At 66.5% G+C, this 22,632-nt stretch carries 26 protein-coding genes; 15 read left to right on the top strand and 11 right to left on the bottom strand.

Going from position 1 to position 22,632, the window contains the following annotated elements:
* The first annotated feature begins 71 nt into the window (after nucleotides 1-71).
* From ABD978_RS30295 to leuA, 3 genes are all read left to right on the top strand, one after another.
* Nucleotides 72-686, top strand: a complete 615-nt coding sequence (locus ABD978_RS30295; protein WP_345362255.1) for a zinc-ribbon domain-containing protein — start codon at nucleotides 72-74, stop codon at nucleotides 684-686.
* 282 nt (nucleotides 687-968) lie between these two features.
* Nucleotides 969-1,736 (top strand): dimethylargininase, encoded by a 768-nt coding sequence (ddaH, locus tag ABD978_RS30300; RefSeq protein ID WP_345362258.1) that lies wholly within the window; start codon nucleotides 969-971, stop codon nucleotides 1,734-1,736.
* Between the two features lie 282 nt (nucleotides 1,737-2,018).
* Nucleotides 2,019-3,728: a 2-isopropylmalate synthase gene (gene leuA, locus ABD978_RS30305; protein WP_345362261.1), complete on the top strand. Its 1,710-nt coding sequence runs from the start codon at nucleotides 2,019-2,021 to the stop codon at nucleotides 3,726-3,728.
* Between the two features lie 85 nt (nucleotides 3,729-3,813).
* Here the strand turns inward: leuA and ABD978_RS30310 are convergent, their stop codons facing one another.
* The 3 genes from ABD978_RS30310 to ABD978_RS30320 form a co-directional block, all read right to left on the bottom strand.
* The gene (locus tag ABD978_RS30310) at nucleotides 3,814-4,068 is read right to left on the bottom strand and encodes a protealysin inhibitor emfourin (protein ID WP_345362264.1); all 255 of its coding nucleotides are present in this window, start codon (nucleotides 4,066-4,068) and stop codon (nucleotides 3,814-3,816) included.
* The gene (locus ABD978_RS30315; RefSeq protein ID WP_345362267.1) at nucleotides 4,065-5,102 is read right to left on the bottom strand and encodes a M4 family metallopeptidase; all 1,038 of its coding nucleotides are present in this window, start codon (nucleotides 5,100-5,102) and stop codon (nucleotides 4,065-4,067) included. Before ABD978_RS30315 ends, ABD978_RS30310 begins: the two co-directional genes overlap by 4 nt.
* A gap of 106 nt (nucleotides 5,103-5,208) precedes the next feature.
* Entirely contained in the window at nucleotides 5,209-5,625 is a 417-nt protein-coding gene (locus ABD978_RS30320) for a hypothetical protein (protein ID WP_345362270.1), read from the bottom strand.
* Nucleotides 5,626-5,742: 117 nt separating this feature from the next.
* Between ABD978_RS30320 and recO the strand changes: the two genes are divergently transcribed.
* Entirely contained in the window at nucleotides 5,743-6,561 is an 819-nt protein-coding gene (recO, locus tag ABD978_RS30325; protein ID WP_345362272.1) for a DNA repair protein RecO, read from the top strand.
* A 15-nt stretch (nucleotides 6,562-6,576) separates the two neighbouring features.
* Complete coding sequence (locus ABD978_RS30330) at nucleotides 6,577-7,401, top strand: isoprenyl transferase (RefSeq protein ID WP_345362275.1); 825 nt, start codon at nucleotides 6,577-6,579, stop codon at nucleotides 7,399-7,401.
* A gap of 174 nt (nucleotides 7,402-7,575) precedes the next feature.
* On the opposite strand, the gene ABD978_RS30335 is transcribed toward ABD978_RS30330, so the two are convergent.
* The 7 genes from ABD978_RS30335 to ABD978_RS30365 form a co-directional block, all read right to left on the bottom strand.
* A complete protein-coding gene (locus ABD978_RS30335) occupies nucleotides 7,576-7,764 on the bottom strand; it encodes a hypothetical protein (RefSeq protein ID WP_345362278.1) in 189 nt (62 codons plus the stop codon).
* A gap of 538 nt (nucleotides 7,765-8,302) precedes the next feature.
* The gene (locus ABD978_RS30340) at nucleotides 8,303-8,539 is read right to left on the bottom strand and encodes a hypothetical protein (RefSeq protein ID WP_345362281.1); all 237 of its coding nucleotides are present in this window, start codon (nucleotides 8,537-8,539) and stop codon (nucleotides 8,303-8,305) included.
* A gap of 116 nt (nucleotides 8,540-8,655) precedes the next feature.
* Complete coding sequence (locus tag ABD978_RS30345; protein ID WP_345362283.1) at nucleotides 8,656-9,024, bottom strand: Fur family transcriptional regulator; 369 nt, start codon at nucleotides 9,022-9,024, stop codon at nucleotides 8,656-8,658.
* Nucleotides 9,021-9,842, bottom strand: coding sequence for a metal ABC transporter permease (locus tag ABD978_RS30350; RefSeq protein ID WP_345362286.1), 822 nt, complete (start codon nucleotides 9,840-9,842; stop codon nucleotides 9,021-9,023). The genes ABD978_RS30345 and ABD978_RS30350 overlap by 4 nt, the downstream gene beginning before the upstream one ends.
* Entirely contained in the window at nucleotides 9,839-10,594 is a 756-nt protein-coding gene (locus ABD978_RS30355; RefSeq protein WP_345362289.1) for a metal ABC transporter ATP-binding protein, read from the bottom strand. Before ABD978_RS30355 ends, ABD978_RS30350 begins: the two co-directional genes overlap by 4 nt.
* The gene (locus tag ABD978_RS30360) at nucleotides 10,591-11,481 is read right to left on the bottom strand and encodes a metal ABC transporter substrate-binding protein (protein ID WP_345362292.1); all 891 of its coding nucleotides are present in this window, start codon (nucleotides 11,479-11,481) and stop codon (nucleotides 10,591-10,593) included. The genes ABD978_RS30355 and ABD978_RS30360 overlap by 4 nt, the downstream gene beginning before the upstream one ends.
* A gap of 59 nt (nucleotides 11,482-11,540) precedes the next feature.
* The gene (locus tag ABD978_RS30365) at nucleotides 11,541-11,867 is read right to left on the bottom strand and encodes a DUF6703 family protein (protein WP_345362295.1); all 327 of its coding nucleotides are present in this window, start codon (nucleotides 11,865-11,867) and stop codon (nucleotides 11,541-11,543) included.
* A gap of 9 nt (nucleotides 11,868-11,876) precedes the next feature.
* On the opposite strand from ABD978_RS30365, the gene ABD978_RS30370 reads away from it, so the two are divergent.
* From ABD978_RS30370 to ABD978_RS30405, 8 genes are all read left to right on the top strand, one after another.
* A complete protein-coding gene (locus tag ABD978_RS30370) occupies nucleotides 11,877-12,158 on the top strand; it encodes an antibiotic biosynthesis monooxygenase family protein (RefSeq protein WP_345362298.1) in 282 nt (93 codons plus the stop codon).
* A 115-nt stretch (nucleotides 12,159-12,273) separates the two neighbouring features.
* Nucleotides 12,274-13,461, top strand: a complete 1,188-nt coding sequence (locus ABD978_RS30375) for a glycoside hydrolase domain-containing protein (RefSeq protein WP_345362301.1) — start codon at nucleotides 12,274-12,276, stop codon at nucleotides 13,459-13,461.
* Between the two features lie 197 nt (nucleotides 13,462-13,658).
* Entirely contained in the window at nucleotides 13,659-14,108 is a 450-nt protein-coding gene (locus tag ABD978_RS30380) for a hypothetical protein (RefSeq protein WP_345362304.1), read from the top strand.
* A gap of 13 nt (nucleotides 14,109-14,121) precedes the next feature.
* Nucleotides 14,122-15,522: a WXG100 family type VII secretion target gene (locus ABD978_RS30385; protein WP_345362306.1), complete on the top strand. Its 1,401-nt coding sequence runs from the start codon at nucleotides 14,122-14,124 to the stop codon at nucleotides 15,520-15,522.
* Nucleotides 15,470-16,612: a S8 family serine peptidase gene (locus tag ABD978_RS30390; RefSeq protein ID WP_345362309.1), complete on the top strand. Its 1,143-nt coding sequence runs from the start codon at nucleotides 15,470-15,472 to the stop codon at nucleotides 16,610-16,612. The genes ABD978_RS30385 and ABD978_RS30390 overlap by 53 nt, the downstream gene beginning before the upstream one ends.
* 728 nt (nucleotides 16,613-17,340) lie before the next feature.
* Nucleotides 17,341-17,721, top strand: a complete 381-nt coding sequence (locus ABD978_RS30395; RefSeq protein WP_345362312.1) for a hypothetical protein — start codon at nucleotides 17,341-17,343, stop codon at nucleotides 17,719-17,721.
* A gap of 1 nt (nucleotide 17,722) precedes the next feature.
* Nucleotides 17,723-18,403 (top strand): WXG100 family type VII secretion target, encoded by a 681-nt coding sequence (locus tag ABD978_RS30400; protein WP_345362315.1) that lies wholly within the window; start codon nucleotides 17,723-17,725, stop codon nucleotides 18,401-18,403.
* 38 nt (nucleotides 18,404-18,441) lie between these two features.
* Nucleotides 18,442-18,855, top strand: coding sequence for a hypothetical protein (locus tag ABD978_RS30405; protein ID WP_345362318.1), 414 nt, complete (start codon nucleotides 18,442-18,444; stop codon nucleotides 18,853-18,855).
* A gap of 578 nt (nucleotides 18,856-19,433) precedes the next feature.
* Here ABD978_RS30405 and ABD978_RS30410 read toward each other — a convergent pair.
* The gene (locus tag ABD978_RS30410; RefSeq protein ID WP_345362321.1) at nucleotides 19,434-20,045 is read right to left on the bottom strand and encodes a hypothetical protein; all 612 of its coding nucleotides are present in this window, start codon (nucleotides 20,043-20,045) and stop codon (nucleotides 19,434-19,436) included.
* A gap of 404 nt (nucleotides 20,046-20,449) precedes the next feature.
* Between ABD978_RS30410 and ABD978_RS30415 the strand changes: the two genes are divergently transcribed.
* Both ABD978_RS30415 and ABD978_RS30420 read left to right on the top strand, forming a co-directional pair.
* Nucleotides 20,450-20,974 (top strand): hypothetical protein, encoded by a 525-nt coding sequence (locus tag ABD978_RS30415; RefSeq protein WP_345362324.1) that lies wholly within the window; start codon nucleotides 20,450-20,452, stop codon nucleotides 20,972-20,974.
* Between the two features lie 234 nt (nucleotides 20,975-21,208).
* Nucleotides 21,209-22,597, top strand: a complete 1,389-nt coding sequence (locus tag ABD978_RS30420; RefSeq protein ID WP_345362326.1) for a glycine--tRNA ligase — start codon at nucleotides 21,209-21,211, stop codon at nucleotides 22,595-22,597.
* Nucleotides 22,598-22,632: the final 35 nt, after the last annotated feature.

Genomic DNA, 22,632 nt, shown 5'->3' on the forward strand with positions numbered 1-22,632 from the left:
GGCCGCTCTGCCGGAGGGGACGACGGGCTGGATATTCTCCGATATCAGGTTGATACAGGAGGAGGCCGCCCGTGTTGCTGATCTTCGGGTTCGCCGTTTTCTTCCGGACGGTGGGTCATGGTGACTTTCACTGCCCGCGCTGTGGAGGCGATCGGCGCTACCGGCGCCGGGTGGCCCGCCGGTGGTTCACGCTGTTCTTCCTGCCGGTGATCCCGCTGACCAAGGCCGGTGAGGTCGTCGAGTGCACCGCCTGCCGGGGCCGCTTCGGCCTCGGCGCCCTCCGCCTGCCGACGGCCCAGCAGATGGAGGCGGTCCTGCCCCTGGCCATGCGCGCCGCCGCGGTGCTGGTCCTGTCCGCCGGTGACCGTTACGACGCGGACGCGCGGAGCCGCGCGGTCGAGGCGGTCCGCGGATACGGCGCGGCCGACTTCGACGACGACGCGCTCGAGGTCGCCATCGACGAGCCGCCGCGCGACGCGGAAGAGGTGATCGCCACCGCCGGGGCGCAGCTCACCGCCGAGGCCCGGGAGTGGTTCCTGGCGCAGGCGGTCCGCATCGCCCTGGCCGACGGGGCGCTCAGCGACATCGAGCGCCAGGCGCTCCGCCTGGTCGCCGGCCGGCTGGGTCTCACGCCGGCGCACGCGTTCGGCGTGATCGCCACCACGGAGGGGGCCGCGCGCGAGTGAGCGCGGCCCGACCGGCAGGATCGTGGGGCCGCGCGCGCGTGAGCGCGGCTCGACGGGCGGGGTCGAGGGGGCGTGTGCGCGTGAGGGCGGCCCGATCGGCGGGATCGAGGGGCCGCGCGTGAGTGAGGATGGCCTGTCCACCAGGATCGAGGGGCCACGCGTGAGCGAGCGCGGTCGGTCGGTCCGACCGAGGTACCGCGCGCGTCGGCGCGGCCGCGACAGCGAAGTGACCGGAAAGGCGTCCCCGACACGGGGATCGCCGTGACATGGCAGGAGCCGTCCGTGGAACCCGAGAAGCGCACCGCCCTGGTTCGGCGGCCGAGCCCGCGCCTGGCCGACGGGCTCGTGACCCACATCGACCGGACCCCGGTGGACGCCGGGTTGGCGGCGCGGCAGCACGAGGCGTACGTCGAGGCCCTGCGGGCGGCGGGCTGGCAGGTGCGCGAGCTTCCGGCGGCCGACGACCTCCCGGACGCCGTGTTCGTCGAGGACACCGTCGTCGTCTGCGACGGCCTCGCCCTGCTCGCCCGGCCCGGGGCGGCGGAGCGCCGCGCGGAGGTGGCCTCCGTGGAGCGGGTGGTCACGGAGCTGGGGCTCGAGGTCGCCCGGATCGATGGCGAGGCCACTCTGGACGGCGGTGACGTGCTGCAGGTCGGGACGACCGTCTACGTGGGCCGCTCGGGCCGTACCAACGAGGACGCCATCTGCCTGGCGGCCCGGCTTCTCGGCACTCGTGGCCGGCATGTCGTCCCGGTCCAGGTGGAGGGCTGCCTGCACCTGAAGACGGCGATGACGGCCCTGCCGGACGGCACGCTCATCGGCAACCCCGAGTGGGTGGACACCTCGGTCCTGCCCGGCCTTCGTGTGGCGCCGGAGCCCTCAGGCGCGCACGTGGTCGTGCTGGGGGAGAAGCGGGTGCTCATCGCCGCGTCCGCGCCGCGTACGGCGGACCAGCTCCGCGACGAGGGGTACGAGGTCTCCGCCGTGGACATCAGCGAGTTCGAGAAGATGGAGGGCTGCGTCACCTGCCTGTCCGTCCTCGTTCCCTGATCGACGGCGGACCACCGCGAAAGTCTCCCGGCGGACTCCGCGTCGCCCGGCCGCGGGTCCACGGCCGTGGACCGACGTGTCGGCGGGGAAACACCTCGGTCGTCTCACTGAATGGGACCGATTGGGACGATGCGGATGCGATCTGTTACCTTGTACGACGTGCTGTGCGAGCTGCTCCTCCTTAGCGGCCGCGGCGGGGGCCTGTAACAGGTCGGCTCCCTCGCCGCGGAGCTTCGACGTGACCGTCGGCCGCAGGCACCTGTCTCGGGAGCATCCCTTTCCATGAATCCTCGTATCAAGCAACAGCCCAGTCCCATGCCCTTCGGCCGGTACGCCCCTTTCGAACCGGTCGATCTGCCGGACCGCACCTGGCCGAGCAAGACGATCACGAAGGCCCCGCGGTGGCTGTCCACCGACCTGCGTGACGGCAACCAGGCGCTCATCGACCCGATGAGCCCGGCGCGCAAGCTGGCCATGTTCGAGCTGCTGGTCCGCATGGGCTACAAGGAGATCGAGGTCGGCTTCCCGTCGGCCAGCCAGACGGACTTCGACTTCGTCCGCCAGCTGATCGAAGAGGACCGGATCCCCGCCGACGTGCAGATCTCCGTCCTCACCCAGGCGCGCGAGGAGCTGATCGAGCGTACGGCCCAGGCGCTGGCCGGTTCGCCCCGCGCGACGATCCACCTGTACAACGCGACCGCGCCGCTGTTCCGCCGCGTGGTCTTCGGCATCGACCGGGACGACTGCAAGGCGCTGGCCGTGCAGGGCACCCAGCACGTGATGAAGTACGCCGAGAAGTACCTCGGCGACTGCGACTTCGGCTACGAGTACAGCCCGGAGATCTTCATCGACACCGAGCTGGAGTTCGCGCTCGAGGTCTGCGAAGCGGTCATGGACGTCTGGGAGCCGGGGCCCGACCGAGAGATCATCCTGAACCTGCCGTCCACGATCGAGCGGTCCACGCCGAACGTCTACGCCGACCAGATCGAGTGGATGAGCCGCAACCTGTCCCGCCGCGAGCACATCGCGCTGTCGGTGCACCCGCACAACGACCGCGGCACCGGCGTGGCCTCCGCCGAACTGGCGGTGCTGGCCGGCGCCGACCGCGTCGAGGGCTGCCTGTTCGGCAACGGCGAGCGTACGGGCAACGTCTGCCTGGTGACGCTGGGCATGAACCTCTTCTCCCAGGGCATCGACCCGCAGATCGACTTCTCCGACATCGACGAGATCCGCCGTACCGTCGAGTACTGCAACCAGATCCCCGTACACGAGCGTCACCCGTACGCCGGCGACCTCGTCTACACCTCCTTCTCCGGCTCCCACCAGGACGCGATCAAGAAGGGCTTCGACGCCCTGGAGCGCGACGCGGCGGCCGCCGGTGTTCCGGTGGACGAGTTCCGCTGGGCGCTGCCGTACCTCCCGATCGACCCAAAGGACGTCGGCCGGTCGTACGAAGCGGTCATCAGGGTCAACAGCCAGTCCGGCAAGGGCGGCGTGGCCTACATCATGAAGACCGAGCACTCCCTCGACCTGCCGCGCAAGCTGCAGATCGACTTCTCCCGTGTCGTCCAGGAGCACACCGACGGCGAGGGCGGCGAGGTGACGCCCGAGCAGATGTGGGAGATCTTCGAGGGGGAGTTCCTGACGAACGGCCCGCGGGTCGGCCTGCTGGCCCACCGTGCCAGTTCCCGCGTCGACGAGAAGGACGTCCTCAACGTCGACCTGCGCATCAACGGTGAGATCCGCGAGATCGAGGGCATCGGCAACGGCCCGATCTCCGCGTTCATCGACGCGCTCGCCGCGGTCGGCGTCCAGGCCCGGGTGCTGGACTACACCGAGCACGCCCTGTCGGCCGGTAGCGACGCGAAGGCGGCGGCGTACGTCGAGTGTCAGGTCGGCGACGAGGTGCTGTGGGGCGTCGGGATCGACGGCAACACGGTGACCGCCTCGCTCAAGGCGGTGCTGTCCGCCGTCAACCGCGCGGGTCGCTGACCTCTCTGTAGAAAGACGTGCCGTTCGGCCCCTCGAACCCTGGGGGCCGAGCGGCCCGGCCGAGTCGCGCCCTCACAAAGGGCGATCAACGGCCGTGGGCCAGGACGTAGTCGACGAGTTCCCGGAGCGGTCCGCACAGGTCCGTCTCCGCGATCGGTACGCAGTGGTCGTCCACCTCGACCTCGTACACGAACCGGTCGGCGGCCGGGGTGGGCTCCGGCACGTCATCGAGGTCGATCTCGTCGACCAGCCTGGCCACCGTCGGATGGTCCGCCGAGTCGACCTCGGCACGGCGGACCATTCCGGCGAATCCTCCGCTGCGGGTGACGGCCACCTTCACGCGATCTCCACGCCCACGGTCGTCCACGCCTGACGTACGGCGTCGCTCTCCGCGCCCTTCACGCCGAAGAGCCTGCCCGCGCATTCGGCCGTCATGCGGGCGAACGTCGCGAAATCCGCGTCCTTCGGCAGGTGACCACCGGTGAGCGTCTCGTACCAGATCCGCCCGGCCTTCTCCCAGGCGTGACCGCCGATCGCGGCCGCGGCGAGGTAGAACGCGCGGTTGGGGATCCCGGAGTTGATGTGCACGCCGCCGTTGTCGCGGGTCGTCTGCACGAAGTGCGCCATATCGGCGGGCTGCGGGTCCTTGCCGAGGTTCGGGTCGTCGTACGCGGTGCCGGGGGCCTTCATCGAGCGCAGCGCGACGCCGTGCACCCCGGCGGCGAACATGCCCTGGCCGATCAGCCAGTCGGCCTGGTCGGCGGTCTGGCCGAGGTGGTACTGCTTCACGAGCGAGCCGAAGACGTCCGACAGCGACTCGTTCAGGGCGCCGCTCTGCCCCGTGTAGTCCAGGCCGCCGGAGTACTGCGTGACGCCGTGGGTGAGCTCGTGCCCGGTGACGTCGAGTGGTCCGGTGAAGGTCGTGAAGACCTTCCGGTCGCCGTCGCCGTAGACCATCTGGGAGCCGTCCCAGAAGGCGTTGTCGTAGTCGACGGCGTAGTGCACGCTCGCGACGAGCGGCAGCCCGGCGCCGTCGATCGAGTCGCGGCCGTACGCGCTGCGGTAGAAGTCGAAGGTGACGCCGAGCCAGTCGTAGATCTCGTCGGCGGATCGGTCGCCGGTCGCCGGGGCGCCCTCGGAGCGGACCGTCCTGCCGGGCAGCCGGTCGTGGTGCCCGGCGTCGTGGATCGTCCGCTTCGCGACCGCGGGTCCGGTCGTCGGCTCGGCGGAGGCGATCAGCTGCGCGGCCGCGCGCGCGTCACGCTGCCCGCTGTCGATGACCAGCGTCCGCTGCGCGGACTCGCGCAGCCGCTCGTCACGGTGGTTCTCGGCGATGTGGTCCAGGACGTGTGGGGGGACGATTGCGCATCTCATGGAGCCACGCTCCCACGCGACTGCCCTCCCCACCACGCATTACCCGGGCCGCATCCGGTCACGGACCGTCAAAGGCCGATTCCGCAGTGGAACTATCGGCGCTTCCTCACCAATCGCCCCCGTAGTCACCGTCGTAGTCGACGACGTCCTCGTGGACGACGTGCTCGATGACCTCGACGTGCTCGTGTTCGTCATCGTCGAGCAACTCGTTGACGACCATGCCGCCGACGAACCCGGCCGCGCCCGCGGCGGCGACACTGCCGATACCGAACTGCCGCCCATGGTGGTGCTCGTGCTCGTAGTCCGGGTAGTAACCCGGCTGCTGGTAACCCTGCTGGTAGCCCGGCTGCGGGTACCCGTGCTGGTATCCCGGTTGCGGATAGCCGCTCTGCGCCTGGAGGAACTCGATCCAGCGCTGCGCGCACGCCGCACAGCAGCGTACGGGGCGCGGCGCCCCCCACTGCGGCGTCCAGGTGATCTCCTGGGTGGCCATGCCGTGTGAGGCGTCGAAGAAACAGGTCAACGTTTTCTCCTGAGACGTCGGCTAGTACGAGGGTGATGATCGGATCGTCAGGTCAACGACCTTGGACGGTAGCGGGTTCCTGCCGGTTCCACCCGGCGCCTGCGGGACAATGGACGGGTGAGTCTCTATCGTGACGAAGGCGTCGTCCTCCGCACCCAGAAACTGGGCGAGGCGGACCGCATCGTGACGATCCTTACCCGTCGCAGCGGACGGGTACGCGCCGCCGCCAAGGGCATCCGCAAGACCAAGTCGCGGTTCGGCGCCCGCCTGGAGCCGTTCACGCACGTGGACCTGCAGTTGTACGAGCGCCGCTCCCTCGATCTCATCACGCAGGCCGAGACGCTGCGCCCGTACGGCGAGCGCCTCGTCTTCGACTACCCGCGCTACACGGCCGGCACGGCGATGCTGGAGACCGCCGAGAAGCTGACCCCGATCGAGAAGGAACCGGCACTGCGGCAGTTCCTGCTCGTCATCGGCGGGCTGCGGACCCTCGTGGAGGGCGGGCACGATCCCCGTCTCGTCCTCGACGCCTATTTCCTGCGCTCGCTGGCCATCGCGGGCTACGCGCCGGCGCTCGAGGAGTGCGCGCGCTGCGGGGAGCGCACCGGCCGGGCGTTCGCGATCGCGGCCGGCGGTATGGTGTGCGGATCCTGCCGTCCGCCCGGGTCCGCCAGTCCCGCCGAGGCGACGGTCGGCCTGATGATCGCTCTGCTGCGCGGCGACTGGGAGCGCGCGGACGGCAGCGAGCCGAGGCATCGGGTGGAGTGCAGCGGCCTCGTCGCGGCCTACCTCCAGTGGCATCTGGAGCACGGGATCCGCTCCCTCAAGCACGTGGAGCGTGAGAGGCCGGGTGCGACCATCGCGCAGGAGCGCGAGGTGCCGGGCGAGCGGGCGGCGTTGTTCCACGGCACGATGCCGAACACGACCAATGAGTGAGGAGAACACCGGACCATGAGGGGCGTACAGCCGCCGGACCCGCACAAGAGCGGCGCACGGCCGCCCGCGATCCCCAAGGATCTCATTCCCCGGCACGTCGCCGTCGTCATGGACGGCAACGGGCGGTGGGCGAAGGAACGCGGCCTGCCGCGTACCGAGGGCCACAAGATGGGGGAGCACTCCCTCTTCGATGTGATCATGGGGGCGATCGAGCTCGGCGTGCCGTACCTGTCGGCGTACGCGTTCTCGACGGAGAACTGGCGGCGGTCGCCGGAGGAGGTGCGCTTCCTCATGGGCTTCAACCGTGACGTGATCCGCCGCCGCCGCGACCAGTTGAACGCCATGGGCGTCCGCGTACGCTGGGCCGGCCGCCGCCCGAAGCTGTGGCGCAGCGTCATCAAGGAGCTCGAGGACGCCGAGCGCATGACCGAGCGGAACAGCGTCCTCACCCTGCAGTTCTGCGTGAACTACGGCGGCCGTGCCGAGATCGCGGACGCCGCCGCGGCCATAGCCCGTGACGTCCAGGCCGGCAGGCTGCGCCCTGAGAAGATCAACGAGAAGGTCTTCGCGCGGTACCTGTACCGGCCGGAGATTCCGGACGTCGACCTCTTCCTGCGCCCGTCGGGCGAGCAGCGCAGCTCCAACTTCCTGGTGTGGCAGGCGGCGTACGCCGAGTTCGTCTACCAGGACGTGCTGTGGCCGGACTTCGACCGCCGCCACTTCTGGCAGGCCTGCGAGCAGTACGCCCGCCGCGACCGCCGCTTCGGCGGCGCGATCCCCAACGAGGTCACCGAGGCCGAGATCGGCGCCGACGACGAAGAGCCCGCCCCCGCCCGCTGAGCGACCTGGCCGCGCGCCCTCGCTAGCACGAAGGTGTCGGTTGTCGCCTTCGTCATGGCGCCGCCGCAGCGTCCTTGTGCTGCTACGGCTGGCAGGGTGTCGATACCGGGCCAACGAAAAAGCGGCCCCTCTGCGAGGGGCCGCTTTGTTGGTGGCAGGGCGCTGTGCCCTACGTCAGTTCTTCTTGGCGTCCCCGGTGTCCTTGCCCGACCGCATATCCCGGACGGTGGTCACCGCGTGGCCGATCGCCAGACCCGTCCCGACAGCGGCGACCATGCCGGGCCTGCCGTCGGTGACCGCCATGGCGGTCCCGCCCGCCACAGCGGCTGCACCCGAGGCGATGGCTTCGGTCTTCTTGCTCATGGGAGTCCCCATTCATCTGCGCTTCGCCCCGCACGTAGCGGGACGGCTCCAGTCCTTATGACGGAGTTGATGGGGACTGTACGGAACGTGGCTGATCGGCAACCGTGACTTCGCACATTTCGGCGGCTCGCCGGATATTCCGGCAGGCGGTCCGTGTCGGATCAACGACGAAGCGGCCCCTCTGCGAGAGGCCGCTTCGTAGGAGCGCAACCGCGACACGGAAGATCCGGGGATCCACGAGTGGGTGCGGGGCGCGCAGCGCGTACGCGGTGAAGAGGCCGAACACCAGCGCCGAGGCGGCGAACGCGCCGAGCACCGCGCGCCCTGGCGACCGTACCGGTCGCCGGGGCGCCGGCAGGGATCAGCAGGCAGGCGAACACCATTACGTACGCGTCGACGATCCAGAGCAGCTGCGGGACGAAGGATGCAGGGAGCTCGCGGACAGCTTCGGAATGGCCAGGTTGATGGCAGCCACCCGCGCGACCTCGACGGCGAGCCGACCGCCGAACGGTTCGCCGCGACCGAGCACCTGACGGTGTCACGACTGGGTGGGTTCGAGGGGGCGATCGACGCGGCTCGCAGAGCGGGGGTTGCGCCGCCGGGTGGTGGCCTCGGCGCCCAGGTTGTCCTCGGCCCGGGTCATGCTGACGGTGACCGATCTCGTCGGCCGGGCTGCCCGGCGGCTGCACACGCGTCGACGATCGAGCGGTTCGGACTCGTCGCGTTCGACCTGCCCGTCGAGGTGCCGTCCCCGCCGGTCGACATGGTCTGGCACCGCCGACACCGGACGCGGCGCACGCGTGGCTGCGCCGCATCATCCGCGAGAGGGTCGCCGACGCCGTCGACGGGCCCTGACCCGGACCGCTCGGCGCGGGTGCCGTGGGGGTGAGTTCAGTGCTCGGCGCAGGTGCCGAAGACCTCGACGGTGTGGGTGACGTCCCGGAAGCCGTGCTCGGCGCCGACCGCCGCGGCCCACTTCTCCACCGCCGGGCCCTCGACCTCGACCGTACGGCCGCACACGCGGCAGACCAGGTGATGGTGATGCTCGTCCGTCCGGCACGCGCGGTAGATGGCCTCGCCTTCGTCGGTGCGCAGCACGTCGACCTCGCCGGCCTCGCTCAGCGACTGCAGGGCGCGGTACACGGTGGTCAGGCCGATCCGGGAGCCGGCGGCCCGCAGGTCGGCGTAGATGTCCTGGGCGCTGCGGAAACTCTCACAACCCGAGAGTGCCCGGCGCACGTCCTCCCGACGCCCGCTCACGTCACGTCCGTTCGGCGCATACGCACCAGTCTCCCCGTTCCGACCGCGGCCAGGAAGACGGCCATCGCCAGAAGAACGATCGTCGGGCCGGGGGCGAAGTCGGCGTCCACCGAGACCCACAGCCCGCCGACGGAGGCCACGACCCCGACCACGACGGCGAGCCCGATCGTCGCCTTGAACCCGCGAGTGAGCTGCTGCGCCGCCGCGACCGGCACCACCATCAGCGCGCTGACCAGCAGCAGGCCCACCGCGCGCATCGCCACCACCACGGTCAGCGCCGCGACGATGGCGATCAGCAGCGACAGGAACCGGACCGGCAGGCCGCTGGCGCGGGCCACCTCCTCGTCCTGGCACAGGACGAACAGCTCCCGCCCGAACAACGCCAGGATGACGATGACCGCGACGGCGAGGCCGGCGACGATGTACAGGTCGCCGGTGCCGACACTGCTGATCGAGCCGAACAGGTAACTGGAGAGGTTCGCGCTGCCGCCGGACAGGTTCGCGAACAGCACGCCGCCGGCGAGCCCGCCGTAGAACAGCAGGGCGAGGGCGACGTCGCCGCCGGTGCGCGTCCGCACCCGTAGCAGCTCGATCGCGACCGCGCCCAGCGCGGACACCACGAGCGCGAGGATGGTGGGGGAGGTGCTGGTCAGCAGGCCGAGACCCACACCGGTCAGGGCGATGTGGCCGATGCCGTCGCCGAGCAGGGCCAGCCGCCGCTGGACGATGAACGTGCCGACCGCCGGGGCCGCGACGCCCACGAGAACGGCGGCGATCAGCGCGCGGCGCAGGAAGTCGTAGGACAAAAGTTCGATCATGACAGCAGGTGTGGCTCCTCGGCCGGGGCGTGCGGGTGGACGTGGTCGTGGCCGGGCCGGGCGCACTCGCCCTGCGGCTTCGGAGGTGTGCCCTCGTGCGTGATCAGGCCGTTCTCCAGGACCACGGAACGGGTGATCAACGGCTCCATCGGCCCGAGCTCGTGGGCGACCAGCACGACCGTACGGCCCTCCGCGACCTGGCCGCGGAGCGTACGGGCGAGGGTCTCCTGGCTCGCGGCGTCGACGCCCGCCGTCGGCTCGTCCATGACGAAGACGTCCGGCTCACCGGCGAGGGCGCGGGCGATCAGGACGCGCTGCTGCTGGCCGCCGGACAGCTCCTGCGCGGAGTCCCGGGCGCGGTCGGCCATGCCGACGGCCTCCAGGGCCCGGTCCACCGCGTGCCGGTCGGCGGCGGAGAACGGCCGGAACCGCGACTGCCGGGCGATCCGGCCCGACGACACGACCTCGCGCACGGTGGCGGGCACGCCGCCGCCGACCGACAGCCGCTGCGGGACGTACCCGACGCGCTTCCAGTCTTTGAACCGGGCCGGCGGCACGCCGTACAGCTCCACCCGCCCGGCCGACAGCGGGATCAGGCCCAGCAGCGAGCGGATCAACGTGGACTTGCCGGAGCCGTTCGGCCCCATCACGGCGAGCACCTCGCCCGGCTCGACGGTCAGGTCGACGCCGCGCAGCACCGGGCGGCGGTCCAGCCGCACCTCGCCGCCTGTCATGCGGAACGGAACGGTCATCGGCATCCTAGGGCTGGTCGCAGCGTCGCGAGATCACGGCGCATGATCGAGAAGTAGTCGTCGGAGGACCCTCGCTTCACACCTTCGACGGGGTCCAGGACCTCGTTGCGCACGCCCGCCTCGTTCGCGAGCGTGGCGGCGGTCTTCGGGCTGGCGAGCGTCTCGGTGAAGACGGTGGTGGCCTGCGTACGCCGAACGAGCTGGGTCAGACTCGCCAGGCGGCCGGGTGACGGCTCGGCCTCGGGGTCCAGGCCGGTCACGCCGACCTGGGTCAGGCCGTACCGCTCGGCCAGGTAGCCGAACGCCGAGTGGCCCGTGACGATCTCCTTACGGGCGCAGTCGCGCAGGCCCGTACGGAACTCCCCGTCCAGGGCGGTCAGCTTCGTGACGACCTGCGCGGCGCGCGACCGGTACCCCGCCGCGTGCGCGGGGTCGATCGCGGCGAGACGTTCTCCGAGGGCGGTCGCGACGGTCGCGAACCTGTTCGGATCCAGCCACAGGTGCGGGTCCTCGGCGCCGTGGTCGGCCTCGTCCTGCGGGGCGGGCAGCGTCTTCACCAGCGAGGATGCGTCGAGGGAGTGATGCTTGGCGTGTTCGCGCACGGCCTTGTCGACGGCCGGCTGCACGCCCTTGATGTAGAAGGCCAGCTTCGACTCGCCCACGTCGATCACCTGGCGTGGGGTCAGTTCCAGGTCGTGGGGTTCGGCACCGGGCTTGGTGAGGTTCTGCACGGAGCCGTCAGGACCGGCGACCTGCTCGGCGAGCCACGCCAGCGGATAGAAGGCCGCGACGATCTTCGGGTCACCGTGGCCGCCGGTCCGCGCCCCGCAGGCGGTCACCAGCAGCGCGGCGCCGAGCACGAAGGGCAGGAGTCGTCGGTATCGCACGGTCCGAGTATGGATGAATATGAAAATGATTGTCAAAACCGTACATGTCCGATAGCTGGTCAGCCCACCAGCTTCCCGACCGCCGCCACGAGGATGACCAGCGGCACCACGAGCCTGACCAGGCGATGGGAGGCGCTGCGCACCGGCGCGGCCAGGAACGCGAACCACAGGAGAACGGCCAGCACCACCAGCAGCACGCCGCCGGCCACCCCCGGAACCGCCAGCCCCGCGATCAGCAGCGCGGGCAGGACCACCAGCGGAACCCAGCGGGGAAGCTGGTGGAGATAGACGAAGAACACGGCGCTGCGCTGCTGGAGTTTGGAAGCCACGCTCCCATCGTCGCGCATCGGCGTCCCGCGCGGGGAGATCGCCTCGCGTACCGGCATGATGGACGGGTGCTCGCCATCACCCGATACCGCGTCCCCGAGACCGAGACCGAGACGTTCGTCAAGACGGCGCACGAGGTGCTCCGCTCCCTCGCCGGCAGCCCCGGCCACCGCTCCGGCGGCCTCGCCCGCTCCGTCGACGAGCCGGACCTGTGGGCGATGGTGACCTACTGGGACGGCGCCGGCTTCTATCGCCGAGCGCTCGGCGCGTACGACGTCCGGCTGGCCCTGATCCCGCTCTCGACGCTCGCCATCGACGAGCCGGGCGCGTACGAGATCGTCGACCCCTGAGTAAAGAGCGGCCTTCCTGGCGTCGAAGACCTGCTCAGCCCCCGCGCGCGCCCCACGACCGTCCCGCCCGCCGCGCCGATCATCGTCGTACGGACGACGATCGTGGGGGGACGCCTTGCGCCGTGCCATGCTGCTCGCCGGAATCCTCGGAACGTTGCTCCCGGGCCCTGCCCAGGCGGACACCGACGTCCATTACCAGGGACTCCGCATCCCGGTGCCCGCCGGATGGGAGGTCCACCACCTCGGCCCCCGCTCCACGGAGTGCCTCCGCTTCGACCGGCGCGCGCTCTACCTGGGCCCGGCCGGGGAACACCAGCTCTGCCCCGCCCACGCCGTCGGCCGCACCACGGCGATCCACGTCGAACCCCTCACCGCGCAGACCAACGCCCTCGTCACCGGCCTCCTCGCGGGGCGAGCCGAGACCGGACACCCGCCGGGCCTCTGGGTACGCGATCCGGCCGCCCACGAGATCCGGATCGCGGTGCCGCAGGCCGGCGCGTTCATCACCGGCTCGTACGGCCCGAGCGCCCAGGACCTCGAACGCGTCCTGACCCACATCACCGTCGATCCGCCCCCGGCCGAAGGCTCCGCCGAACGCCACAGCGGTGTCGCCCACCGCCGCAGCTGGGTGAGAGGCGACGGCTTCGACACCTGCCACGCGCCGTCCCTCGACGCCATGCAGGCCTGGCGCAAGCACTTCGTCGCCGCGAACGTCTACATCGGCGGTGTCTCCCGCGCCTGTCCCGACGGCAGGCTGTCGCACGACTGGATCGCCGCCGTACGGGCCATGGGCTGGCGCCTGATCCCGACCTACGTCGGCCCGCAGGCGCCCTGCGGCCCGCACCGCGTCAACTTCACTCCCGACAGCGCCCTCGACGACGCGCGGGCCGCGGCCAAGGACGCCGTCGGCCGCGCCCGTCTCCTCGGACTGCGCCGGCACACGCCGATCTACTACGACATGGAGGCGTACCACCGGCACGACCCCGTCTGCCGCCACGCGGTCCTCGACTTCGTCGACGCGTGGACCAGGCGGGTCCGTGCGCTCGGGTACGTCCCGGGCTACTACAGCAGCGTCACCTCGGGCATCCGCGACCTGGCCGATGCCAAGGGCATCAAGAAGCCCACCGCCCTCTGGTTCGCCCATTGGGACAAGAAACCCGACCCGTGGGAGGACCGGTACGTGCCACGCGGTTGGTGGCCCGGCCACCGCCGCATCAAGCAGTACCGCGGCGACCACCGCGAGACCCACGGGGGCTACACGCTGAACATCGACAACGACGCCGTCGACGGCTACGTACGCTGACCGAAACAGTCAACCCGACCAGCCGAAACCGGGTGGGATCTGGTCGTGAGGGGTTCACCTGCGAATCTCCGGCGGTATACCGGACACAGCGGAATCTTTCGGTTATTCGGCCCTCGACATGACAGCCGGTCGTTCTGTAACTTGACAAATCTTGAGCAGGGCACGGGGGTGCACAAGTCAAGAAGGGGGACGGCCGCATGCCGCCGCTGAACGAAGGGGGCGCACAGCCGGGGTCGCAGTACCCCAAGGTCTGGGTCGGGGGCGGTGATCCGGACATCAAGTGGGACCCAGCCAAGATTGCCCGCGCCGCTTCGATCCTCGAAGAAGCGCTGAAAACCCTCGCCGGCACTGGAGCCTTGAGTGGTCTTGAAACCGGTGGCCTCGTCACTGCGGCAGACCTGGGTGACTGGGATGCAGGCCGGGCCCTCGCCGGCACTACACAAGCAGCGCATGAACGCATCACCGGCGTCCTCTCGGACTTCTTGGGGGAGTACGCCGGAGCCGCACAGATGCTTCGCAAGATGGCCGACCACTATGCCACCGTTGAGCGCGGACTGACGTCGCATGCGCGGCAGATCGGTGTGCAAGACCGGCCGCAGACTTCAACGGACAACCCCACTTGGCACAACGTGCCTTCGGCAGACTGACGCGGGACTCATCATGGCCGTTGACCACCACACCTATGTTATCAAGAGCGGTGAGCGACCTCATGGGGCTGGTTCTTATGGACGCCCAGAGGACGTCAAGAACATGATCGATGGCACGCATCCGCGCAAGATCACCGATGTAGCCCAGGCCTATGACGCAATGGGCAACGCAATCATCGATGTACAGAACGCGCTCTGGGAGGCGGCCAAGGTCCTGGCCGATCACTGGGCTGGTCCCGCAGCCGACACCGCCCAGTCGGCTTTGCGCCGGCTGTACGCGACAGCGGGAGAGCTCGTCGTCCGAAGCAACGAAACGGCCAAGACCCTCCAGTGGTATGGCGGGTCGATCCTCCCGATGTACAGGGCCATCCAGTGGCCTCAGAAGAACACCGACTCGCCAGCTGCCGCAGCAGCGGCTGACCAGGTCATGAAGAACCTCAACGAGCGCATCGCCCAGACATGGGATGGCATGCCGCCTCAAATCGAGAAGAACCTACCGCTGTACACGGATCGTGGCGACCGCGGCAATGATGGTGCCGGGCCAGTGAACGACCCAGGTGGAGGGACTGGAGGAGGCTACACCGGATCAGGAGGAGTCCATGTTCCGCGCTCTTCCGGCGTGCACGTGCCTCTTCCTCGAGACGGTGGAGATTCGCCACATGGCTCAGTAAGTCGTGCCCCTCACCCCGGTGCCGGCGGCGCCGACCTGGCCGGAGGGACGCCTTCCACACCTGGCGGCCTTGGCGGAGGACCCCTTCTAGGGAACAATCCTCTACCGGGGAGTGCCACCGGTGGTTCGGCTCTTGTGCCAGGAGCACCAGGGCCCATGGGGCTAGGGCTCGGGAGTTCAGGAGGGACGTTCCTTCCTGGTATCTCGAGAGCCGGTGTCGGGAGAATGAACGCCCCGGGAGAGCTGGAACCTCCGAGGGCCGCCGAACGTGGCCAGGCTGCCGGACCGAGTTCAGGCGCTGGACGGAGTGCTGAAAACGGGCTGCCTCTAGCATCCGGAGGCGGCGGATCAGATGAGAAGGAACGCGGGCGGACAACCTGGCTTTCCGAGGACCGTGACGTCTGGACGGGTGACGCCGGTGCTGTGCCTGGCGTGATCGGTGACGCACCGAATCTGTTGGAACGTAGACAGCAGAATGACGATGAGCTGCTTACGGTCGATGAGCTCCAGGAGCTACTCAATCTCGTCGACGAGCCGGCGAAGGAGACCGGTGAAGACCTCAACCAACCATCCACGTTCTACATCGCCCACGAATCGGCCTTGCTGGAAGGTCTCGATAGCGAGAACACGCACGTCGTCAATAGCGCGCAGACGTCATTTGCGCTGGGCGACGAGAATCTCATCGAGTTTGATGGTGATTTCTTCGGTCCTGACGATGATGCCTCCGGCATACAGCGCGCCTAGGCCCCGAGCGGAAGAATGGTGGTTTGGCACCTGGGATATCCAAAGCAAGGTCTGGCCGATTAGTACGGGGAAAGGCGTCACCGTCGCAGTCATCGATAGTGGAGTCAACGCGAACCTCCCAGATCTGCATGGCGTGGTCGAATCTGGAACCGACGTAGAGACCGGCAAGGGTGACGGCCGCGCGGATATCGATACCTTGGAAAACGGCCACGGAACTGCAATGGCAGCCCTGATCGCTGGCCAGGGAAGCGGTGTTGGAATGGTTGGCGTTGCTCCCGGTGCGAGAATCTTGCCAATACGTGCTCAAGGCGGTCGTGCGGAACTCGCGGACGGGATTCGGTACGCTGTCGATCACGGTGCTGAGGTAATCAACGTCTCCCAAGGCTTGCCGGACTTTATCGGGTGCGACAACAAGACTAAATCAGCCGTTTCCTATGCTCTCGAACATGATGCGGTCATCGTTGCGTCGGCGGGCAATGATGGTAATGGCCGCAACGTCCCCGAGTGGCCGGGGGAATGCCCGGGAGTCCTTGCAGTGGGTGCCGTGGACCACCTGTTCAGCCCATGGGTGAAAACGCAACGGCAGCCGTATGTGGCAGTAGCGGCCCCAGGCGTTCGTGCAGGGTCTATCGATCGAACGGGAAAGTTTGTTCCGGATTGGGACGGAACAAGCCAGGCGTCGGCGCTGACCTCAAGTGTCGTCGCTCTGGTGAGGTCTAAGTTTCCTAATATGCGCGCCCGTCAGGTTGTACAGCGAATCGTCGCCACCGCCCGCGACGTCGGACCGCGCGGCCGTGACGACCTAACAGGATATGGCCTGGTACGTCCCTACCATGCTTTGGTCGACAAGGTCGCATCTGATGCGCCGAATCCAGTGTTCAGTGCATGGGAGAGCGCTCGCGCGGCCGCGAGTACCCATGCATCTGCGGTTTCGAAGCCGCAGATCGAGCAGTCACCGGGACCCGCCTACGCCACTAAGCGACGCGGTACATTGGCGATTCTTATGGCAGTTGGGATTGTCGCAGGCGTGGCGGCCGTAGCGGTATGCGCTCTCATTAGGGTAAGAAATCGAAGGCGGGTGTCCCGATGACATGTTTTCTATCAATTATTAAGAAGCTGAGGTAATGCTTGAGAGTCAGCGTCTAGCTCGGGTGACATTGCGACAAATGATTGAGTCGGGTAATGATAGTTCTCGCGTACTCAAAGCAAAACTTATCGCCCGCAGTGATGATGACAGGTCGGTTGTCGCAACAGCTAACGGGTTGGGGGAGCTCGTAACGCTCACGTTCGCTGAGCACGCCCTACGTCATCCGTCTACCCTCGGGCAGCGAACTACTTCAGCAATAATTCGAGCACGTGCAGCTGGACGTCAGTTCGGCGAAAAATTCGATGACTTGAAGTACCCTGTTCTCGGCTCCCTCCGGAATCTTGGAGAGATTGTCTTTGACTCCTCGATCTATGAAAATTTCGACAGGATCGATTACCCGGACGAGGGTACGAGAAACACTATCGCTGAGTGTGCAGAGGTCCTTCGATCTATGACGCTTTCCGTAGAAGCCTTCGAGGATAGGCTTGTGCGGAGCGTAATTGGATCAGAGTTGGGGTACGTTGCGATTAACCTCGCGGACACTAAATTGATAGTAAGTTTCGAGATGATTAGGGCGACAGGAATCAGCAACCAAAGGTTTGCGGAGCGAGTTGTCGACGCGTTCCGTTCGGCGCAATTGGAGGCTCAGAGACTTCGACTGCAGTCGCTGCGAGACTTTTCCCTATGGTGGCGACGTCAGGCGCCGAACACGGAGATTATAGGGGATAATGATGTCTGATAGTTTCAAGGTTCAGCGCCATGAGCTTAAAAAGCATGCAGTCGCCTTGGATAAGATTCGGGAGCGGTGGACCACCGATATACCGGCCTCTCTGAATGATCTCTACACGGACGGCGACGAGTACACTATCGCGGGAGACGACTTCGTTTCCTCGCTTCTCTCCTTGAGGGATCGGTATTCGAACACTCTGATACCCGGTATTGCTGTCCTAATGGCAGAGGTTGTCTCGGCGCTTCAGTCGGTCGCGAAAAACTACGGCGATGCCGAAGCGGCATCTACTGTGTCGCGGCAAGGTGAAAGAATTCCGACACATCAAATACCTGGCGATCCGAGCGATATCGGGAACATTCTCGGTGGTAGCGTAAGGAGCTGATATGGCGGATACCTTTCCTGGGCCGGTTAGTATGGCAATCTCTCTAGCTTATAGAATAGACCCTTCGGTCGGTAAGGCCGTCGAACAAACGCTTAAAGGCTACTGGGGCGATCCGCCGGCAATCCGTGAGCATGCTCAGCAATGGACAGCGCTAGCGGTCGATATCGAAAACTCCAGAGGAGAGATCGAGCGGGAAGTGTCCAGGATCGGCCAGCATTGGGAAGGTCCGGCGAAGGACGCTTATGTGAATTGGATGAAGTCACTTAATGAAGAGTCGATATCCGTTCTGGGTAAACAATGTAGAGCGGTCTCTGGCATTATTACTTCAGTGGCAGGTGATGTTAGTGCGATGAATGGTGAAATAACTAAGCTCTGTAGCTGGTTTGTCGGTATCGTAATTGGCATACTTTTTAAGAGTGCGGCAGCAAAGGTGGCGGCGGCTGCAGCGGCCACCGGGTTCCTTGATAAACTTTCAGAACTTAACAATTCTTACGTTCACAAGTTGGAGCCGAGGACTGCGGAGATCGATCAGATAATTACTGAAATAGATCACGGGATCATTGGTAGAATGGTTCAGCATGGGCCGGACATGAACCATCCATTTCCGCATCAAAGTCGAGAGTTCGCTGATTCCTATAAGTGGAATGTGATCGGGGACTGGCGTAAGTGGCGCTATAGCTGATTCTTGATTATCTTGCTCGTTTTTGTATTGGGTGGCTGGTGACAATGGCTTCGAAGAGGGTAATTATTAAGGCCACCATTGGTTGGCGAGGTGTGGTCGGTGCAACATTGCTGTGGGTTGCATGTAGTGCCAGTGTGTCACTTGTAGGTGAGAGTAAGGCTCGAATTGCTATGTATTCCGCTGTCTATGTGATCGGACTTGGTGGCCTTTTTATTGCAGGTATTGTTTGGCGTGTCGAACTGGACGATGAGAAAATAGTGCTACGCAGCTGGCGGACTAGGTCGGTGGCGCGAGCAATGATAGAGCGAGTGGAAATTCGTCAGTCTTTTATGGGGCGCCGCGTTGTTTTGATATGTAAGGGGGAAGGCGTTATCAAGCTTCCTGTTCCGTGGCGTTCGGATCCTAATTGGTCTGATATCGTGCAGCAAATAGAGTCTTGGCAGATGAGTTAGGGAGAATCGCTACTCTATCGTTATTTGGCATGAGTGACGAGGTGTGCCTGACCCATATTCGCCGAGGAGGACTCGGGGTATCAGACGGCAGGTTTAACAGTCGCTCTTGTCATCGAGTATCCGATCGGTGGGGAGATTGGAAGCTCCCGAGGGTCGTCAGGCGGCGCTCTTCAACGGTTAGTTTCAACGCGCCCTTAGGCATAAAGACCTTCCAAATTTGGAGGGCATTACCGGACGGCTCGACGCATACAGAGAGTTGCGAGTCGTGGGCTACGATTATTTCTTGCGGAGGGCTACCACTCCAGTCCACACGCGCCCGTATCAAATGCCTTCCTGGTAGGACATCGAGGGACAACTCTTCGCCGGGCCGCAACTTGCCCTGCGGGCGTCCGTCCACGTCGATGACGTACGACCGAAAGACGTCGCGAAAGCGCCATCTGGGGCGCTGGAAGAAAATTTTTGAGTAGTTACTCACGACCCAACGCTCTCATCATCGTACACGGTAGTCTATAAGTAATCCCCAGGAAGAAGTGTTTAGTTCTCTCCGCGGGGGCGCGGCAGAACGTCGGGAGCGGCTCCTACTGCGCGAGTCCGGTGATCGAGCGGGTCAATTCCGTGGCGGCCCGCCAGGCTCGGCGGTTTTCCTCCGAGACGGAACGCGGAGCCGGGTCGGGGATGTCCGCGCTGACCTCCATCATGACGTTGCGAATTCGAAGTCGGATCCAACTGGCACCGCCCGTCTCCGCTCGCAGTGCTTCATCGCCTAGTTTGGCAGGAGCCCACTCAGGGCCCAAGACCTTCCTGTACAAGGCGAAATCCCTGCTGGTGAACTTCGTCGCGTCCTCGGTCGGAGTCGGGTGATGCACTTGCACGTAGACGGCCAGCAGTTCAGTGTCCTGTAGGCGCTTATGCGGGGTGTTGTGCAGGTAGCAGGCCCACCGGTCAATGTACTCGTTGGCCTTGTCCTTCTTGCAGTCCGAACCGTGGTACGCATCGAACCGCAACTCTTTGCGCAGGGCCGAGCTGAACAGCGTCCGGGGATCCGGGACCGACCGAATCTCGCCCGGCCGAAAGACTGGAGACGGCGACGATCCGGAGCCGGCCGATGCGGTTGAGTTGACGCTCGGCGATGTGTCCCCGTGAGAATTGGTCGCGCACCCACCGGCCGCGATCAGGAGCGTGGCGCTCAACACGATACGGACGCACCGACGCATCATGGCGATCCCTTCCCCCGGAGTCGTAGACCTGGCGGCCGTACGGGTTACCCGTCGAAACGCCTTTCTGTATCGACATCATACGGACTCTTTTGCTTCGGTGAGCGTTGTTACCGCTTTGGAACGTCGTCGTCGCAATGGCCCACGCCGTTGAGAAGAAGGGCGCCTGGGTATAAGCGGCACGTACGGCGGTTGATGCGGCTTGGGCTGCTTGGCGGCCGTGCACTTCCGTTGACCTGGATAGTACGGCCGGTGGTTGATGGTCGTCAGTCCTTATTCGGGCGACGGCCGTCGACGGCGATCATTCTCTTGACGGTTGGGTTGCCTTGCAAGATCATCCGGTGATATCGGGGTGGCAGGAATGATCGCGGGGTGGTGTTGTGGCCGGGCGGAGGTTCGTTGCCGGGCTCGGCCTCGGGGCCGTGGCGATCGGCGTCGTTCTCGGTGGCTGTGGGGACAAGTACGAGCGGACGACCGTGTCGGATCCCTGTAAGTTGCTCGATCGGTCGCTCGTGCGGCAGTTGACCGGTGAGGGCCGGGGGGCGGGTGACTCATCAGGCGGCGGTGCCTGGGGATGCCGGTGGAGCGCCGAGCAGGATGTCGCGCTCTCTCTCGATCTTCATGTCTTCAAGTCACGGCACTACCGCCAGGACGTTCGTACCGCACGGCGTACGTACGACGGGATGGTCCGGCCGGAGGTCGGGAACACCAGGTTCACCCCGATCAAGAACGTCGACGGGTTGGCGTGCTGGCGGGAGGACGCGCGGGGGATGGAGGTCTTCGTCCGCCGGTACGAGGTGGTGGCGCGGATCTCCTACTCGGGGAACCGGCCGGCGGCGCGGCGGCACGTCAACAGTCCGGAGATCGCACGGTTGCTCGCCGAGAATCTGATGCATCACCTGTGACCGCAGGGGCCCCTGCGGTCCCGAAGACCGGCGGACCGCCCGCTGCCGACGGAGTTCGTATGGGGAGCTCCGCGGCGGTGCGGCGGGGCGTGGCGGCGTATTGGAGCGCGGGGCTTACCGTCCTGTCGCTAAGCTGATACCCGGGCGCCGTGGCCAGACTCGCAGGTCGGCCGCAGGCGCCGTACCTCATATACGCGGAGAACCCGCCGACCGCCAGCCGGATGGAGATCACTCATGGCCCGTCGTTCCGAATTGATGGAGACCATCGTCAACCTCAGCAAGCGCCGAGGCCTGGTCTTTCCGTCGAGCGAGATCTACGGCGGACTCCGTGCGTCCTGGGACTACGGCCCGCTCGGCGTCGAGCTGAAGAACAACGTCAAGCGCCAGTGGTGGAAGTCCATGGTGCAGGGCCGCGACGACGTCGTCGGCCTCGACTCCTCGGTGATCCTCGCCCGTGAGGTGTGGGAGGCCAGCGGCCACATCAAGGAGTTCGTCGACCCGCTGACCGAATGTCAGTCCTGCCACAAGCGGTACCGCGCCGACCACCTGATCGAGGCGTACGAGGAGAAGCACGGCAAGGCGCCGGAGAACGGCCTGGCCGGCCTCGTCTGCCCCAACTGCGGCACGCGCGGCGCGTTCACCGAGCCGCGGATGTTCAACGGCCTGCTCAAGACCTACCTCGGTCCGGTCGAGGACGAGTCCGGCCTGGCGTACCTGCGGCCGGAGACCGCGCAGGGCATCTTCATCAACTATGCCGCCGTGCAGCAGGCGGCCCGGCGCAAGCCGCCGTTCGGCATCGGCCAGATCGGCAAGTCGTTCCGGAATGAGATCACGCCGGGCAACTTCATCTTCCGTACGCGCGAGTTCGAGCAGATGGAGATGGAGTTCTTCGTCGAGCCGGGCACGGACGAGGAGTGGCACCAGTACTGGATCGACACCCGGCTCCAGTGGTACGTCGACCTCGGCATCTCCAAGGAGAACCTCCGGCTCTTCGAGCACCCGAAGGACAAGCTGTCCCACTACTCGAAGCGGACCGTGGACGTGGAGTACCGCTTCAACTTCCAGGGCAGCGAGTGGGGTGAGCTCGAGGGCATCGCGAACCGCACGAACTACGACCTGTCCACGCACGCCAAGCACTCCGGTCAGGACCTGTCGTACTACGACCAGGACAAGGAGCAGCGCTACGTCCCGTTCGTCATCGAGCCGGCGGCCGGTGTCGACCGGTGCGTGCTGACGTTCATGATGGACGCCTACAACGAGGACGAGGCGCCGAACGCCAAGGGCAAGATGGAGAAGCGCACGGTCATGCGCCTGGACCACCGGCTCGCGCCGGTCAAGGTCGCGGTGCTGCCGCTGTCGCGCAACGCCGACCTGTCGCCCAAGGCGAAGGACCTCGCCGCGCAGCTGCGCCGCAACTGGAACGTCGAGTTCGACGACGCCGGCGCGATCGGCCGTCGCTACCGCCGCCAGGACGAGATCGGCACCCCGTACTGCGTGACCGTCGACTTCGACACCCTCGAGGACAACGCGGTGACCATCCGGGAGCGGGACTCGATGGCCCAGGAGCGCATCGGCCTCGACCAGGTCGAGGCGTTCCTCGCCACCCGCCTGCTCGGCTGCTGACGAACGAGGCCGAAGATTCACGATCTACGCCGGTG

Source organism: Actinoallomurus liliacearum (genome assembly GCF_039542035.1).
In the GTDB taxonomy this organism is placed as follows: domain Bacteria; phylum Actinomycetota; class Actinomycetes; order Streptosporangiales; family Streptosporangiaceae; genus Actinoallomurus; species Actinoallomurus liliacearum.

What these genes read in the sequence shown, in the direction of transcription:
- ABD978_RS30315 (WP_345362267.1), bottom strand. Translation starts at nt 5,102, where the DNA reads ATGAGATGCGCAATCGTCCCCCCACACGTCCTGGACCACATCGCCGAG.
- ABD978_RS30420 (WP_345362326.1), top strand. Translation starts at nt 21,209, where the DNA reads ATGGCCCGTCGTTCCGAATTGATGGAGACCATCGTCAACCTCAGCAAG.
- ABD978_RS30330 (WP_345362275.1), top strand. Translation starts at nt 6,577, where the DNA reads ATGAGGGGCGTACAGCCGCCGGACCCGCACAAGAGCGGCGCACGGCCG.
- ABD978_RS30350 (WP_345362286.1), bottom strand. Translation starts at nt 9,842, where the DNA reads ATGATCGAACTTTTGTCCTACGACTTCCTGCGCCGCGCGCTGATCGCC.
- ABD978_RS30365 (WP_345362295.1), bottom strand. Translation starts at nt 11,867, where the DNA reads ATGCCGGTACGCGAGGCGATCTCCCCGCGCGGGACGCCGATGCGCGAC.
- ABD978_RS30355 (WP_345362289.1), bottom strand. Translation starts at nt 10,594, where the DNA reads ATGACCGTTCCGTTCCGCATGACAGGCGGCGAGGTGCGGCTGGACCGC.
- ABD978_RS30395 (WP_345362312.1), top strand. Translation starts at nt 17,341, where the DNA reads ATGTCTGATAGTTTCAAGGTTCAGCGCCATGAGCTTAAAAAGCATGCA.
- ABD978_RS30385 (WP_345362306.1), top strand. Translation starts at nt 14,122, where the DNA reads ATGGCCGTTGACCACCACACCTATGTTATCAAGAGCGGTGAGCGACCT.
- ABD978_RS30335 (WP_345362278.1), bottom strand. Translation starts at nt 7,764, where the DNA reads ATGAGCAAGAAGACCGAAGCCATCGCCTCGGGTGCAGCCGCTGTGGCG.
- ABD978_RS30390 (WP_345362309.1), top strand. Translation starts at nt 15,470, where the DNA reads ATGGTGATTTCTTCGGTCCTGACGATGATGCCTCCGGCATACAGCGCG.
- leuA (WP_345362261.1), top strand. Translation starts at nt 2,019, where the DNA reads ATGAATCCTCGTATCAAGCAACAGCCCAGTCCCATGCCCTTCGGCCGG.
- ABD978_RS30380 (WP_345362304.1), top strand. Translation starts at nt 13,659, where the DNA reads ATGCCGCCGCTGAACGAAGGGGGCGCACAGCCGGGGTCGCAGTACCCC.
- ABD978_RS30400 (WP_345362315.1), top strand. Translation starts at nt 17,723, where the DNA reads ATGGCGGATACCTTTCCTGGGCCGGTTAGTATGGCAATCTCTCTAGCT.